Annotated in this window: 14 protein-coding genes; 8 read left to right on the top strand and 6 right to left on the bottom strand. The window is 69.7% G+C overall.

Annotated features, from left to right (window positions below; genetic code table 11):
• The first annotated feature begins 15 nt into the window (after positions 1-15).
• Together AC2EWF_RS12240 and AC2EWF_RS12235 are read left to right on the top strand one after the other, a co-directional pair.
• Positions 16-1521 carry a UbiD family decarboxylase gene (locus AC2EWF_RS12240; protein ID WP_483639639.1) on the top strand — a complete coding sequence of 502 codons (1506 nt, stop codon included), beginning with the start codon at positions 16-18 and terminating at the stop codon, positions 1519-1521.
• A complete protein-coding gene (locus AC2EWF_RS12235) occupies positions 1518-2276 on the top strand; it encodes a prephenate dehydrogenase/arogenate dehydrogenase family protein (RefSeq protein WP_483639638.1) in 759 nt (252 codons plus the stop codon). Before AC2EWF_RS12240 ends, AC2EWF_RS12235 begins: the two co-directional genes overlap by 4 nt.
• Before the next feature lie 31 nt (positions 2277-2307).
• Here the strand turns inward: AC2EWF_RS12235 and AC2EWF_RS12230 are convergent, their stop codons facing one another.
• Positions 2308-2991 (bottom strand): DUF4396 domain-containing protein, encoded by a 684-nt coding sequence (locus AC2EWF_RS12230; protein WP_483639637.1) that lies wholly within the window; start codon positions 2989-2991, stop codon positions 2308-2310.
• A 139-nt stretch (positions 2992-3130) separates the two neighbouring features.
• Entirely contained in the window at positions 3131-3436 is a 306-nt protein-coding gene (locus tag AC2EWF_RS12225) for a hypothetical protein (protein ID WP_483639636.1), read from the bottom strand.
• 189 nt (positions 3437-3625) lie between these two features.
• Here AC2EWF_RS12225 and AC2EWF_RS12220 point away from each other — a divergent pair, with 189 nt between their 5' ends.
• Positions 3626-3784: a hypothetical protein gene (locus tag AC2EWF_RS12220; RefSeq protein WP_483639635.1), complete on the top strand. Its 159-nt coding sequence runs from the start codon at positions 3626-3628 to the stop codon at positions 3782-3784.
• A 187-nt stretch (positions 3785-3971) separates the two neighbouring features.
• On the opposite strand, the gene hemN is transcribed toward AC2EWF_RS12220, so the two are convergent.
• Positions 3972-5369, bottom strand: coding sequence for an oxygen-independent coproporphyrinogen III oxidase (gene hemN, locus AC2EWF_RS12215; RefSeq protein ID WP_483639634.1), 1398 nt, complete (start codon positions 5367-5369; stop codon positions 3972-3974).
• 256 nt (positions 5370-5625) lie between these two features.
• On the opposite strand from hemN, the gene motA reads away from it, so the two are divergent.
• The 5 genes from motA (at position 5626) to AC2EWF_RS12190 (ending at position 12544) form a co-directional block, all read left to right on the top strand.
• Positions 5626-6495: a flagellar motor stator protein MotA gene (gene motA / locus AC2EWF_RS12210; protein ID WP_483639633.1), complete on the top strand. Its 870-nt coding sequence runs from the start codon at positions 5626-5628 to the stop codon at positions 6493-6495.
• Positions 6492-7550 carry a flagellar motor protein MotB gene (motB, locus tag AC2EWF_RS12205; protein ID WP_483639632.1) on the top strand — a complete coding sequence of 353 codons (1059 nt, stop codon included), beginning with the start codon at positions 6492-6494 and terminating at the stop codon, positions 7548-7550. Before motA ends, motB begins: the two co-directional genes overlap by 4 nt.
• 298 nt (positions 7551-7848) lie before the next feature.
• Positions 7849-10131 (top strand): nitric-oxide reductase large subunit, encoded by a 2283-nt coding sequence (locus tag AC2EWF_RS12200; RefSeq protein ID WP_483639631.1) that lies wholly within the window; start codon positions 7849-7851, stop codon positions 10129-10131.
• A gap of 258 nt (positions 10132-10389) precedes the next feature.
• On the top strand, positions 10390-10845 hold the full coding sequence (locus tag AC2EWF_RS12195; RefSeq protein ID WP_483639630.1) for an FHA domain-containing protein: 456 nt from the start codon (positions 10390-10392) through the stop codon (positions 10843-10845).
• 10 nt (positions 10846-10855) lie between these two features.
• Entirely contained in the window at positions 10856-12544 is a 1689-nt protein-coding gene (locus AC2EWF_RS12190) for a protein kinase domain-containing protein (RefSeq protein ID WP_483639629.1), read from the top strand.
• 25 nt (positions 12545-12569) lie between these two features.
• Here the strand turns inward: AC2EWF_RS12190 and AC2EWF_RS12185 are convergent, their stop codons facing one another.
• Genes AC2EWF_RS12185 through zipA form a run of 3 tightly spaced genes read right to left on the bottom strand, consistent with a single transcriptional unit; the run spans position 12570 to position 15361 of the window.
• On the bottom strand, positions 12570-13493 hold the full coding sequence (locus AC2EWF_RS12185; protein ID WP_483639628.1) for a LysM peptidoglycan-binding domain-containing protein: 924 nt from the start codon (positions 13491-13493) through the stop codon (positions 12570-12572).
• The gene (locus AC2EWF_RS12180; RefSeq protein WP_483639627.1) at positions 13490-14356 is read right to left on the bottom strand and encodes a PP2C family protein-serine/threonine phosphatase; all 867 of its coding nucleotides are present in this window, start codon (positions 14354-14356) and stop codon (positions 13490-13492) included. The genes AC2EWF_RS12185 and AC2EWF_RS12180 overlap by 4 nt, the downstream gene beginning before the upstream one ends.
• A 51-nt stretch (positions 14357-14407) precedes the next feature.
• A complete protein-coding gene (gene zipA / locus AC2EWF_RS12175; RefSeq protein ID WP_483639626.1) occupies positions 14408-15361 on the bottom strand; it encodes a cell division protein ZipA in 954 nt (317 codons plus the stop codon).
• Between the last annotated feature and the right edge of the window lie 40 nt (positions 15362-15401).

Genomic DNA, 15401 nt, shown 5'->3' with positions numbered 1-15401 from the left:
GGCGAACCTTGCCGCATGAGCCACCACGATCTGCGGTCCTTCCTCGACCGGCTCGAACGCCAGCAGCAATTGCTACGCGTACAGGCGCCGGTCAGCTCCCATCTCGAAACCACGGCGCTGTGCCACCGCGCCCTGCGCGAAGGCGGGCCTGCCCTGCTGATGCAGCAGCCACTCGGTTCGAACCACGCCTTCCTCGGTAACCTGTTCGGCCATCGCCACCGCATCGAACTGGCGCTGGCCGGGCGGCCGCTGGCCAGCCTGCGCGAGCTGGGCCAGCTGCTGGCCGCGATCAAGGAGCCGAGCTGGCCCGCGAACCTGCGCCAGGCGCTGGCCACCTGGCCGGAACTGGCCCAGCTCGCCCACGTGGCGCCGCGCCGCCTCGACGGCGCCGCGTTCCTGGACGAAACCGTGGCGGGCAGCGACGTCGACCTCGCCCGCCTGCCAATCCAGCACTGCTGGCCGGGCGACGCGGGACGACTGGTCACGCTGGGCCTGGTGGTCACCCGCGGCAGCCGCAAACGCCGGCAGAACGTGGCGATCTACCGCCAGCAGGTGATCGCGCCTAACCGCGTCATCATGCGATGGCTGCCGCACCGCGGTGGCGCGCTGGACTACGCGGACTGGCGCGCGGACCGTCCGCGCGACCCCTTTCCCGTGCTGGTGGCGATCGGCACCGACCCGGCCACCCTGCTAGCCGCGGTGGCGCCGGTGCCCGACACGCTGTCCGAATACGAATTCGCGGGCCTGCTGCGCGGCGAGCGCACGCGGCTGTGGCGCAGCGAGCTCACCGGGCTGGATGCGCCGGCCGGCGCTGAGATCCTGCTGGAAGGCTTCATCCATCCCGACGACACCGCGCTGGAAGGACCGTTCGGCGACCACACCGGCTACTACAACGCGCAGGAACGTTTCCCCGTGCTCACCGTCCAGCGCATGCACCTGCGCCGCAACGCGATCTACCAGGGCAGCTACATGGGCCGCGCGCCGCACGACGAACCCTCGGTGCTGGCGATGGCGCTGAATGAGGTATTCGTGCCTATCCTGCAGAAGCTGTTCCCCGAGGTCGTCGACTTCCACCTGCCACCCGAAGCCTGCTCCTACCGCATCGCCGTGGTGGCGATCCGCAAGCAGTACGCCGGCCACCCACGGCGCGTGATGATGGGCGTGTGGTCCTGCCTGCGCCAGTTCACCTACACCAAGTTCGTGATCGTGGTGGACGCCGACATCGACGCGCGCGACTGGAAGCAGGTTATCTGGGCCATCGCCACCCGCGTCGATCCCGCGCGCGACGCGATGCTGGTGGAGAACACGCCGATCGACTACCTCGATTTCGCCAGCCCGGTGGCCGGCCTGGGCTCCAAGCTTGGCCTCGACGCCACCCACAAGTGGCCCGGCGAGACCAGCCGCGCCTGGGGCATGCCGATCGCGCCCGACGCCACGGTGGAGGCGCGGGTGGAGACTTTGTGGCGCGCGCTGCGAGAATCGGCGGCAGACTCCCAGCCCGACCGCCGGAATCCTCGATGATCTTCGCCCTGTTCGGCCACGGCCGCTTCGGCCATGCCTTCGCCGATCTGTTGCAACGCGCCGGCCACGCCGTGCGCATCCACGACCCGCACGCCGGGGCACCGGCCGCCCTGGCCTGCGCCACGCCCGCCGCCGCGCTCGACGGCGCCGAGTGGGTCGTGCTGGCGATGCCGGTGCCGCAGCTGGAAACGGCGCTGCACGAATTGCGCCCCCTGCTCGAAGCGCGGCACACCGTAATCGACGTGGGCAGCGTGAAGGAACACCCCTGCGCGCTGCTGGACGCGCACCTCGGCGAGGCGATCCCGCATGCCGGCACCCACCCGCTGTTCGGCCCGCTCAGCCTGGCCCGCGGCGAGCCTTTGCGCACCGTGCTGTGCGCCAGTACGCGGCATCCGCAGGCGGCCGAACGTACGCGGGCGCTGTTCGAATCGCTGGGCTGCACGGTGATCGCGCAGGACGCCGCCACGCACGACCGCGCGATGGCAAAGACCCACGCGCTGGCCTTCTTCATCGCCCGCGCGCTGGTGGAGATGGGCGTGGGCGACGACCTCTCGGTGGCGCCGCCCTCCTTCCTCGGCCTAGCCAACATGCTCGCCGCGGTGCGCGGTGACGCCGGCCACCTGTTCGCCGCGATCCAGCGCGAGAATCCTTACGCCGAAGCGGCCCGCGCCGAACTGCTGGAGCACCTCGACGCGATCCATCGCCGCCTGCTCGCCAGCGACGAATCCCTGGCGATTCCGCCACCAGCGCCTTGAGATGGCGGTACCGCCCGGCTCCTCGGTCGTTCTACATGACCTCCTTCACGCCGACGCGGATCAACAGCCAGTTCACGGGACAGGCGACGAAGAAACCCAGCAGCATCGCGAACTGCATCATCCACCAGAACAGCCAGTGATCTGGCCTCATGGCCGGATGGCCGAACAGCACGAAGATGACGATCGCCATCCAGCCATACATGCCAATCTGCCAGAACGACAGCGACAGGAAGTCCGACTTGAACGACTTCCAGGCGACGGTACGGCGCGGCGCGTCCGACATCGGCGCCAGGGCCGCGTACTGGAACACGATGCCGATGGCGAGCGCAGCGACATAGTCGACGATCCAGTTGCCGAACACCGCCTCGCCCAGCACCACGAACCGCAGACCCAGGGCGAACATCGCGCCCTCGACCAGCATGTCGGCCAACGAGCAGCCAGCCCCGCAGTGCGTCGCGCCCAGCGCCGCGCTCTGCCACATCGGGCGCTGGCCGCGTTCGTGCTTCTCGCGATGGGCGTGAGGGGCGTGGCCCGGTGCGCCGTTCCCGGGAGCGCGACCGAACCATAGGTACATCAGCAGCGCGAACAACCCGCCCCAGAGAAACGTGAGCGGCCAGACCCACTTCATCACTGCCATCGGCGGAGGACGATGGTTGACGTCCACGATCGCCCACAGCATCAGCAGGATCGAAACCATGATGTTGGCGACTGCCATCGCCTCCAGCACTGACAGCCTCCCGGCGCGAGTCGACTCCGCTGCACAGCATCGCTGCCGGCCGGTGAAGCCACGGTGGAAGCGAGAGCAGAAACTCTGCAAGCAACGGGATGGCAGTCCGCTGGCTTGGTCCCACGGCTCAGGCTGGCGGCGTCCCGCCGTTCGGTTCGGCCAACACGGCCAGCGCCTCGCGCAGCTGTTCGTGCAGGGCCAGCCACGTGGCCTCCCATTGTCCCGGCTTGGGCCTGGCCTGGCCGAAGCGCAGCAACATCCCGCGCGCCTGCTGCAGTTGCGCCTGCAGCGCGGCGTGCTCGGCCAGCACGCGCTCGTGTTCTTCCTTGCCCACCATGAACACCTTGCGGTCCCTGCATACGCCGATGCAGGGCTGCGGCGCCTCGATCTTGCCGCAGCCAATGCATTGCCAGGCCTGAATGTAGTCGGTCATGCGCGTCGCCCGTTTCGATGCTGGCATCGTGCGCCACCGCCGCGGCGGAGCTCTTGATCCGGATCAGCAGTGCCCCGGATCAGTGTCAACCAGCGCGTCGCCTCGATCCGCGAATCAACTGACCCGCGTCAACGCCACGGCGACCCGCTGCGGCCACGATGTGCACTTTCACAACGCGGAGCATTGCTTATGCAACTGGTCTGTGCCGGCTGCAACCTGCACGCTCTGCAGGCGGCGGTCGAAGCCGGCGCCGGCGCGGTCTATGCCACCCTGCGCAACGAGACCAACGCGCGCGCCTTCCCTGGTCACAACTTTTCCGATGCGGAGCTGGCGCAGGGCATCGCCTAAGCGCATGCACGCGGCCGCAAGGTTTACCTCGCCTTGAATACCTACCCGGACAGCGCATTGATCGCCCTGGCGGAACACCGCCTCGCCGACACGGCACGGCCCGAGGTGTTCCATCAGGCCGTGCAGCGGCGACAGCTCGGGCTTGCCGTAGCCGACCATGCGACGCGCACGTTCATCGGTCCGCCGTTCATATCGTCCGCGAGAACCGGGGCGGCGCCGCCTTGTCGAGGTAGGCGTCGAAGCACATCGCCACGATGCGCAGCAGCAGCCGTCCGCGCGGCGTGACTTGGATCGTGCGCTCGTCGAGCGTCACCAGGCCGTCGCCGGCGAGTGCGCGCAGGCGCTCCAGCTCGGCCGCGAAATACTCGGCGAACACGATGCCGCGCTGTTCGCCGAACGCGATCGTGTCCAGCTCGCCGTAACACATCAGCTGGCCGATCGCCTCGCGGCGGATCAGGTCGTCCTCGACCAGCGCGAGGCCGCGCGCCACCGGCAGGCGGCCGTTGTCCAGCGCGGCGTAGTAGCCGGTGAGGTCGCGCGCGCTCTGGCTGTAGCTGTCGCCGATGCGGCCGATCGCGCTCACGCCCAGGCCCACGATGTCGCACTCACCATGGGTGGAATAGCCCTGGAAATTGCGCTGCAAGGTGCCGGCGCGCTGCGCCGCCACCAGTTCGTCGTCGGCACGTGCGAAATGGTCCATGCCGACGTAGGCGTAGTCGGCCTGGTTGAGGCGTGCCAGCGCGCGGCCGATCAGGGCCAGGCGCGTGGCCGGGTCGGGCAGCTCTTCCGCGTGGATCTGCCGCTGCGCCTTGAACATCTCCGGCAGGTGCGCATAGGCGTAGACCGCCACGCGGTCCGGCGCCAGCGCGATCACTTCGTCCAGCGTGCGCTCGAAGCCCGCGACGGTCTGCCGCGGCAAGCCGTAGATCAAGTCCACGCTGGTCGAGCGGAAGCCGCTGGTGCGTGCCGCCTCCAGCACCTCGCGGGTCTGCGCCACGCTCTGGATGCGGTTGACCGCCGCCTGCACCGCAGGATCGAAGTCCTGGATGCCCACCGAGATGCGGTTGAAGCCCAGCTCGCCCAGGCCGCGGATGTAGCCGGCGTCGGCGAAGCGCGGGTCGATCTCGATGCCGAACTCGCGCCCTCGCTCGGTACTGAAGCTGAAGTGCCGCGCCAGCACGCCCATCAGCTCCTGCATGCGCGGCAGGTCGAGGAAGTTCGGGGTGCCGCCGCCGAAGTGCAGCTGGGTCACCTGGCGGTCGCGGTCGAACAGCTTCGCCACCAGTTCGACCTCGCGGTACAGCCGCTCCAAGTAGCGGTCGGCCTTGTCCAGGTCGCGGGTGATGATGCGGTTGCAGCCGCAGTAGAAGCACGGGCTGGTGCAGAACGGGACGTGCACGTAGATCGACAGCGGGCGCGGGATCGGCTCCTCGTTGGACGCCTGGATCGCCGAGCGCAAGGCGCGTTCGTCGAAGTCGCCGCGGAACTGCGGCGCGGTGGGGTAGCTTGTGTAGCGCGGACCGGCCACGTCGTAGCGCGCGATCAGCGCCGGATCGAACTCGGGGATCTGGATGGCATGGTTCATGGGTGCAGTGTGCGCAAGGGTTTGCGGGGAAGCCTTGACGCACGTCAAACCCGCCCGCCGGCGACGCCCACGACGCACGGCCACGGACCACGCCTGGCCGCGCTGCGCGGCGCGCCCTGTGTCGAAACGCCGCAGCTGCCCTGGCCGCGCGGGCCACGTCGCCGCCACACGCAGGCGCCCGGCGCGCTCAAGCTACACGCGCTGCGACCGATAGATACCAGGCCTACGGCAATGCGCGCGCTACACGGAGTGATACATGCTGGTTCTCATCGGGTCGCTGGTCGTGATCGGCTGCGTGCTGGGCGGATACGTGCTGTCGCACGGCCATCTGCTGGCGCTGTGGCAGCCCTACGAACTGCTGATCATCTTCGGCGGCTCGATCGGCGCCTTCCTCACCGCCAATTCGGCCAAGGTAGTGAAGGCCGCGCTGCGCGAAATACGCGCGATGTTCAAGGGGCCGGCCTACCGCGAGCAGGATTTCCTGGACCTGCTCTCGCTGCTGTACGACATCTTCAGCGTGATGCGCAAGGAAGGCCTGCTCGGCCTGGAGGAGCACATCGAGGATCCGCAGACGAGCTCGCTGTTCTCCGCCTACCCGCGCCTGCTTGGCGAACGGCATCTGGTGGAATTCATCACCGACTGCCTGCGCCTGATCGTGGGCGGCAACATGGAGCCGTTCGAGCTGGAGGCGCTGCTCGACGCCGAGGTGGAAACCCACCACACGGAGGCGGAAGTACCCGCGCTGGCGGTGGCGAAGATGGCCGATGCACTGCCGGGTTTCGGCATCGTGGCGGCCGTGCTCGGCATCGTCACGACGATGTCCAACCTCTCCGGCGACACCTCGCAGATCGGCGCGCACATCGCCGGCGCGCTGGTCGGCACCTTCCTCGGCATCCTGCTGTGCTACGGCTTCGTGGGCCCGCTGGCCGCGGCCATGGAGGCGCGCGTACGCGAGGACGGCAAGGCCTTCGAATGCGTGAAGGTGGGCCTGCTGGCCAACCTGCGCGGCTACAACCCCAAGGTGTCGGTGGAGTTCGCCCGCAAGATGCTCTCCGCGCATGCGCGCCCGAACTTCCAGGACCTGGAGGAACATCTCGGCAAGGTGCATGCCGGAGCCGGCACGTGAGCGACGCCGCCCCGCCGGTCATCGTCAGGCGCGCGAGGAAACGCGGCCACGGCCACCACGGCGGCGCCTGGAAGGTGGCTTACGCCGACTTCGTCACCGCGATGATGGCGTTCTTCCTGGTGATGTGGATCATCGGCGTGGGCACGCGCGAGCAGAAGGCGGCGATTTCCGAGTACTTCCGCAACCCCAGCGCCACGCCGGGCAACGCCACGGTGGCGCCGCCCGGCAAGATGGGCCCCGGCGGCGCCAGCGACGCCATGATCAAGCTCGGCGGCGCGATGGACCTCTCGCACGGCCCCGGCAAGGATCGCCACAACGGCCCGGTCGGCGTGCCCGCGAAGGCGGAGATCGAGCACCGCGCGCGCGAACTGGACCGGACGCGACTGCAAGAGCTGAAGGTGGAGCTGAACGCGGCCATCCAGAACAGCCAGGCGCTGGCGCCGTTCAAGGACCAGTTGCTGCTGGACATCACGTCCGAGGGCCTGCGCATCCAGATCGTGGACAAGCTCAACCGGCCGATGTTCGACCTGGGCAGCGCGCGGCTGAAGGACTACACGCGGACGATCCTGGGCGAGCTGGCCGGCTTCATCAATCGCGTGCCTAACCGCATCAGCATCATCGGCCACACCGACGACGCGTCCTACGGCAGCAACGACGGCTACAGCAACTGGGAACTGTCCACCGACCGCGCCAATGCCGCGCGCCGCGCCCTGATCGCCGGCGGCCTGCTGGACGGCAAGGTGTCCCGCGTGGTGGGCCTGGCCGCCTCGGTGCCGCTGGATAAGGCCGACCCCGGCGACCCGGTCAACCGGCGCATCAGCATCATCGTGATGACCAGGGAGGCCGAGGCGGCGGCGCTTTCCCGCGACATGGTGGACAGCGCGCCGCGGCCAAGCCGGGGAAGCGTGCCTGCGCCGCAAGCCGCCACGCCGCCCGAGCCGGCCGGCGGCACGCATGCGCAGGCCTTCCCGGCCGGACGGCCGGCCGCAGCGATCGCCACGCTGCCCGTGCCACCCACACTGCACGCCGTGGACAGCAGTCAGCGCGCCGGCTGAGGCGTAGCCCGCCACGGGTCGCAGTCTCCCTCATCCTCGCCACTCCACGCCGGCGCATCGCACACCGCGCCGCCGGCTGAGCCTGCCCGCCGTCCTGCGGCAGGCCGATAGGCGCGCCTTGCGCCGCATGCGCTCCATCGCGCGTGAGTCGAAATGCCGCATCCGCGATGACCGCCGCGCGGCGCGGTTTGTCCGGGCAATGAAGGATGGGCTGACCCAGATCAGGAGCGGCCGCTTCGCCGGCTTCTAGCATGCCGCCGGCTTTCCCCATCCCACCCACTCTTCCAAGGAGATTTGCATGGCCTCAGACACGCCAGCTGCGGACCGGGCCGGTCCGCAGGATCGCATCAGCCGGGTACTGGTCTGGATACTCGTCGCCGTCACCATCGCCTGCTCCGCCGGCATGCTGGCGGCGACCCGCAGCACCTACCGGCAGGCCGCGCCGATCCCGCAGCAGATGACCACCGGCGACGGCGCCCTGGTGATGAGCTACGCCGACATCGTGGCCGGCAAGTCCGGCTTCCAGAAGGCCGACCTGATGGACTACGGCAGCCTGTACGGCATGGGCTCGTCCTTCGGCGAGGACTACACCGCCGAATACCTCGTGCAGCTGGCGAGGGAGGTGCAGGACAACCTGGCGCTCGCACGCTACGGCCAGCCGTTCGACGCCATCGGTGCCGAGCGGCAGTCCGGCATCACGCAGGCCATGCGCGCGGAGCTGCAAGGCATCGACCTCAGCCAGCCGCAGGTGGTGTTGCCCGACGCGGTGGCCAGGGCGATCGTCGCGCTGCGCGAGCGCATCGGCGCGGCGCTGCGCCGGGACGACTTCAACAAGGGCTATACCGGCGCACGCGCGCTGGACCCAGCGAGCGCGCGGCAGACCGCCGGCTTCCTGCTCTACTCCTCGCTGACCACGGTGGCGCGCCGACCCGGCAAGGACTACTCGTGGACCAGCAATTGGCCGTCCGAACCGCTGGTGGGCAACAGCCCCACGCCCAGCACATTCACCTGGACCTGGGCCTCGTTCACCATGGTGTTCTTCGCCATCGGCGCGATCTTGGTGATCTTCCGCCTGTGGATCGAACCCAAGGCACCGAACGAGACCTTCGAGCCCGTGCTGGAGAAGTTCCGTACGCCCACCCCCAGCCAGAAGGCGCTGTGGAAGTACTTCCTGGTGGTGGCCGGCGTGCTGCTGGTGCAGATCCTCGCGGGCTCGATCATGGCGCACTACTACACCGAGCGCGCCAGCTTCTACGGCATCGAGGTGGACAAGTGGCTGCCGTTCGCCTTCCTGCGCAGCGTGCACCTGCAGGCGCCCATCGTGTGGATCGGCGTGAGCTGGATCGCGGGCGGCCTGTTCCTGGCGCCGATCATCGGCCGCGGCGAGCCGCGCGGGCAGCGTTTCCTGGTGAACCTGATCTTCTGGGTGCTGGTGGTGATCGTGGCCGGCGCGCTGGTCGGCAACTACCTCGGCATCGCCGGCATCGTCGACCGGCACTGGTTCTGGCTGGGCAACCAGGGGCTGTCCTACCTGGAGATGGGCCGCTTCTGGCAGATCCTGTTCTTCGTCGGCCTCGCCGTGTGGTGCCTGGTGCTGCTGCGCGCGTTCCTGCCCACGCTGCGCACGCTGTTCCGGCAGAGCGGCTCGCTGTACGGGCTATTCCGCATCGAGCACCTGGTGTGGATCAGCACGCTGACGGTCGCCCTGTTCTACGTGTTCGGCATGATCCCGCTGGGCGAGCCCAACCCTTCGTTCTCGATCACCGACTTCTGGCGCTGGTGGGTGGTGCACCTGTGGGTGGAGCTGGCCTTCGAGCTGTTCGCCGCCTCGGTAACCGGCTACTTCCTGATGGCGCTGGGGCTGGTGTCGCGGCAGATGGCCGAGCGCGCGGTGCTGTTCGAATGGATCCTGATCGTGATCGGCGGCGTGCTCGGCACCGGCCACCACCTGTACTGGGCCGGCGAGCCCGGCCTGTGGGTGGGCGTGGGCAGCATGTTCTCCTTCATCGAGGTGCTGCCGCTGGTGCTACTGGCGCTGGAGGCGATCGACCAGCACCAGCACGTCCAGGCCAAGCGGGACTTCCCGTACAAGCTCGCCTACCTCTACATCCTGGGTGCGGCGTTCTGGAACTTCGTGGGCGCCGGCGTGTTCGGCGGCGGCACGCTCAACGCGCCGCTGGTGAACTACTACGAGCACGGCACCTTCCTCACGCTCAACCACGCGCACACCTCGATGTTCGGCGCGTTCGGGCTGCTGGCCATCGGCCTGCTCTACATGGTGCTGCGCTACTTCAACGGCGAGCGGCCGTGGAGCGACCGCTGCGGCGTGTGGGCGTTCTGGCTCTACAACATCGGCGTGGTGATGTGGATCGTGATGAACTTCTACCCGGTGGGCTGGCCGCAGCTGGAAGCGGTCTATACCCACGGCTACGCCTATGCGCGCAGCCTCGCGTTCTACGACACCACCACGTTCTGGCAGTGGATGCGCATGCCCGGCGACATCGTGTTCGCCGCCGGTGCGCTGCTGATGGCCTGGGACTTCCTGGCCAAGCTGTGGACCCAGCGCTGCCAGGGCCGATGAGCGAGCGGGCGGTCCGGCAGGCGGGGCTTGCCCGCCTGCCGGACCGCTTCTCCTGCGGCAGCGATGGCCCTGCCGTGTCGTGGCAGACGGGCAGCGCTTATGCGGTCGATGACCGGATGCGCAGGTGCGGGATTGGCGATCGCGTCGGCAGAATCGGCATGGCGATTGGCTATAGTGTGGACCCGAGCCATACCGGCGCCTGCCATGAACCCACGCCCATCCATGCCACCGCGTTCCGCCGGCCCGCAGGGAACACGCTTGTTCTCCTCCGAAGAATTGCGCCTGCAGGCCGATGGGCTGGCGCCCGCTCCGCTCGGACACGCCAGCGTCCACGAACCGGTGCTCGAAGGCGTCGGTGGCGAGCATGACCGTCGGCGCTACATCGTGCGCCCGGGTCGACAGACGGTGGGCCGGCGCGGCGACAACGACATCGTGATCGGGGATTCCAGCGTGTCGGCGTCGCACGCATGGATCATGAACCAGCAAGGCCACTACGTGATCATGAATACGCTGTCCACCAACGGCACGTTCGTGAACGGGCAGCGCGTCCACGAGTCGGTGTTGCACCATGGCGACCGCATCCGGCTGGGCGTTGCCGAATTCGTCTTCCTGACCCGCGACCGCCGCGATTCCCGCCTTGGCAAGCCGGCCTTGCTGGGCATCGGCCTGCTTGCGGTGGTCGCGCTCGCCGGCCTGGCCTGGTGGCTGCTCTGAAGGTTCCGCCGTGAACGCCCGCGCCACCGCCATGCCGCGGACAATCGGCCGCTACCGCATCGACGGCGTACTCGGCGAAGGCGCGACGGCCGTGGTCTACGCCGGTTTCGACCCTGGCATCCAGCGCCAGGTCGCCATCAAGTGCCTGCACCGCCACGTGGCCGCTGACAGCGCCTACCGGCGGCGCTTCCTCGCCGAAGCGCGCGCGGCCGGGCACCTGGTCCACCCGAACATCGTCACCATCTTCGACGCGGGCGAGACCGACGACGGCCGCCCCTATATCGCGATGGAGCGCCTCGGCGGCGAGACGCTGGCAGGCAGGGTCGCCGCCGAGGGCCTGCCGCCGTTGCCCATGGTGATCGAGCTGGCCAGCCAGGTGGCCGCTGCGCTGAACTACGCGCACGAGCAGGGCATCATCCACCACGACATCAAGCCCGAGAACATCATGCTGGCCGAGGGCTGGCATTACGCCAAGCTCAGCGACTTCGGCATTGCGGAGCGGCGCGGCGCGCCTTCGGCCGGCACTGAAACCGGTGGAACCCCGGCCTACATGGCGCTGGAGCGCCTGCGCGGCGAACCGGACGACGCGCGCAGCGACCTGTTCTCGCTGGGCGTGGTGCTGCACTGGCTGATCACCGGCAAGCTGCCGTGGCGCGAAACCTCCGACGTGCCGCGGCTGATCCGCGAACGGCAGCGCATGCCCCGCCCGCCGATCGAACCGCTGGATCCGGCGACGCCGTCGATGCTGGTGGGGATCGTGCGCACCCTGCTCTCGCCCACCGCGGCCGCGCGCTACCAGAGCGGCGCCGAAGTCGTCGAGGACCTGCACCAGGCACGCCGCGAATACGAGCGCCTGCACGAGAAGCCGGTCGCCAATCGCATCATCTCGCTGCGCCTGCGCTGGGCCGGCGCGCTGGGCGCCACGCTGTGCCTGGTGCTGCTGCTCGGGCTGACCGCGATCTATGCCAAGCAGAACACCGCGATCACCGGCCTCGCGCTGGACTTCGGCCGTTCGCTGAGCCGCATGATCGCCGGCGACGCGGCGGAAAACCTGCTGCTGAACGACCAGGCCGCCACGCGCGCGCTGGTGCAGGACATCGCGCGAAACCGGCAGATCCACTACCTGGCCGTCGCCGACCGCTTTGGCAACGTGGTGGCCAGTACCCGGCCCGCGGAAGTCGGCCGCGCGCTGCCGGTGCCGGTGGGGCAGAAGCCGCTCTCCGGGGGCGACGGCATCGACAGCTACCACGGTCGGGTGGTCGGCGGCGACGACGACACCATGCTGCTGTTCGACGTGCCGATCCGCTACCAGGCCAAGATGGTCGGCGAATTGCGCCTGGGCATCAGCGGCGCGCCGCTGCGCACCGCCCAGCACACCACGCTGTGGGTGATCCTCGCCGTGCTGCTGGTGACGCTGGCGGCGGTGGTCGGCGCCGCCTACTGGCTGTTCCGGCGTCCGTTCGCGCTGCTGCAGATGCTGAGCGACGCCCTGCTGCGGGTCGGCCGCGGCGACTTCCACCACCGCATCCGGCTCGTGCGCCGCGATGAGCTGGGCCAGCTGTTCGCCGCCTTTAACCTGATGAACAGCGCGCTGCAGGCGCGCCAGCAGAACGAGGCCGGCCCCTCCACTTCGCCCGGCGTCGCCGTGGAGCCGGCCGTGCAGCCGACCCGCATCATCCCGCCCCCGGACGCGTCCTGAAGCGTCGCTCCGCACCGGCGCCGGATCAGAGCTGCTTCAGGCGCTGCTTGAGTTCGAGCGCGCGGGCGCGGTAGATCACCGCGGGCTCATAGGACGGGTCGATCGCCAGGACGTGGTCCCACAATGCGATGGCCGGATCCAGCTTCTGGTCCCGATACAGCACGATCGCGCGCTGGTGATACGCGGTCAGCAGCTGCTGGCGCAACGCGGCCGCCTGCGGGTCGGCGGGCTTCAGCTGCGGGTCGAGCGACAGCGCCTCGTCGAGCTGCTCCAGCGCCTGGTTCTTGTGCCCCTGCGCCAGCAGGGACACGCTCTCGCGTTGCAGGCGACGCGCCTTCGCCACCGCCGATCCGCCCGATGCATTCGCCGGGCCGTGTGCCGCCGGCGCCGCGGCGCCGGCCTCCGCAGCGACAGCCGATGCCGCCGTCGCTGCACCGGGCGGTGCGGCGGCGAGCGGCAGGCGCAGCGTCTGGCCCGTGCGCAGCACCGAGGGATCGGTCGAACCGTTGTAGCGCGCCAGTATCAGGAAGCGCTGCGCATCTCCCAGGTAGCGTGCCGCCAGCGTGCTGTAGGAATCGCCGGGCTGCACCGTGTAGCTGCGCGAACGCGCCCCGAGTTCACGTGCGGGATCAACGGTGAGCTGATGCAGCATGGCCTGCGCGGTGCGGTCGCCGGGGTGCGCCGCCAGGTACTGGCGCAGGGCGCGCTCGCCGTCGGCGTAATGGCCCCGCTGCAGCTCGCCCTGGATGATCTCGCCCAGCGACGACGGCGCGGCTGCCGGCGCCTCCATCTCGGGCGCCGCCCGTTCCACGGTGACTCTCGGCGAGCCGCTCATGCGGTCGTCGACCTTGTTCTTCAGCGTGGTCATCTGCGCGCAGCCGGCCAGGCCGGCCAGGGCCAGCGGCAGGACGATGCGCAGGGACCGGTAGGCAAACGCCATCGTCTTCATGCCTCGCCATCACCCGCGAAACCCTGCCCGCCGGATCCGCGCACGGCGGTGCCGGCGGGATGCATGGCGGACCAGAGCTTTTCGCCACAGCGGCGCATCCAGCCCGCACCGGCCGCCCGCACGAAGATCAGCGCGGCGTTGTCGCCCTGTTCGCCTCCGCGCGCGGTGGCGAGCCGCAAGGCTTCGTGCAGCGCGCCGCCCTGGTCGCGACGGCGCGACAGCCGGCGCAACTCCGGCGTGGACAGCTGCGCCCAGACGCCGTCGCTGCACAGGGCGAAGGTCTGTCCCGCATGCAGGATCGCGCCGCCGTGCTCGACCTCGGGAGGCGAGGTGCCGCCCAGTCCCCTCAGCAGCTTGTGCTGGTCGGGGTCACCGGCCAGCTGCTCCGGCGTGATCTCCCCACGGCGCAGCTTGAGCTGGGCGACGCTGTGGTCCTCGGTGCGGCTGAGGCAGCGCCGGCCCTGGAAGCGGTACAGGCGGCTGTCGCCCACGTGCGCCCAGTACGCCTGCTTGCCGCGGACCAGCAGCGCGACCACGGTGGAATGGGGCTCGCCCGCAAGCAGCCCCTCGCGGCGGCGAACCAGCTCGGCATGTGCTTCCTGGCACAAGTCCTCCAGGAACAGCGCACCGGGTTGCTCGTGCCACCGGCCCTGCTCCCACAAGCGGCGAGCGGTATCGACCACGCCCTCAGCGGCCAGCTCCCCCGCGCCGTCGCCGCCCATGCCGTCGGCCAGCACCAGCAGCAAGGTGTCGCTGGCGGGATCGTGCAGGCAGACCAACGCGTCCTGCTGCGTGTCGCGGCCGCCGCGGGCGCGTCCCGCAGCCACCTGCGGCAAGGCCTGGAAATCGATCGCCTGGTCCATCGTCCGCCCCCTACCGAAACCCGAGCCAGCAAGCCATGCAAGTCCGGGTGTTCAACGCCCGAAGTGGATTTCCTCGCCCTCGTGGTCGCGGTCCCAGCCGCGCAATTCGTCGCGGATGTGGGCGATGCGCTGGCGGCCCAGCGCGTTGCGCTCCTCGTCCAGCACCTGGCCGTCCAGTAATTCCGCCATGCGCTGCGCGGTGGGCAGCATGGTGTCCCAGGCGTCGAGCGCGGGCAGCGGCGCGGGCAGCGTCATGAAGAAGCTGAGGCCGGGCGTGCGCAGCGCGTCGAGCCGGGACAGGTCGAAACTGCCGGGCTTGAGCATGTTGGCGACGCTGAAGATCGGGCCGAGCTCGCGCTTGCCGTCGACGAGGCGGTGGTAGATGCCCATGTCGCCGAATTCGAGGCCGGCCTTCTCGGCCGCCACGATCAGGTCGGAGCCGTTGAAGTGGCTGCCTTCGCGCGCCATCACGAACAGCGTGACGATGCGCTCCACCGCAACCTGCGGCGGACGGCGGCCGAGATCGGAACGCGGCGGCATGCGGGAGGACTGCGGCGCGGGGGCGGCTGGCGCAGGGCCCGGCGCCGGCGCGGCGGGTGCCGACGACGACGGTGCACGCAACGCGTCGACGATCGAGGCGGCCTGCCCGGCCAGCTTGCCGCGCGACAGCGGCGCGTTGCGCTCGCCGGCCAGCGTGGCGCCGAGGCGTTCGAGTTCCTCGCGCAGGCCCATATCCAGCTCGCCCTGCTGCGGCGGCGGCTCGTCGGCCAGCGCGTGGTCGGTGGCGCTGAAGGAAAGGCCATCCTCGTCGCCCGCTTCGCCCAGCGTCGGCTCGCGGCGTTCGCCGCCGTGCGCGCCCTGCCCGCCCGGAGCACGCCGCCTGCCCTGTTCCTTCTTCGGCTGGCCGAACAGCCAGATCAGCGCAAGCACGACCACGCCGACGATCAGCAGCGGTATGCCGACCGCCGGATTCCAGGCAAGGGCAAGCACGGGTTGCAGCGTCATCTTCGGTTCCTCGTGTGGTTCGTCCGTCGCGGACCCGCGG

It is taken from the genome of Rhodanobacter sp. sgz306013, assembly GCF_057031145.1.
Note: the sequence above shows the minus strand (reverse complement) of the source record. Positions and strands in the feature narration are given on the sequence as shown.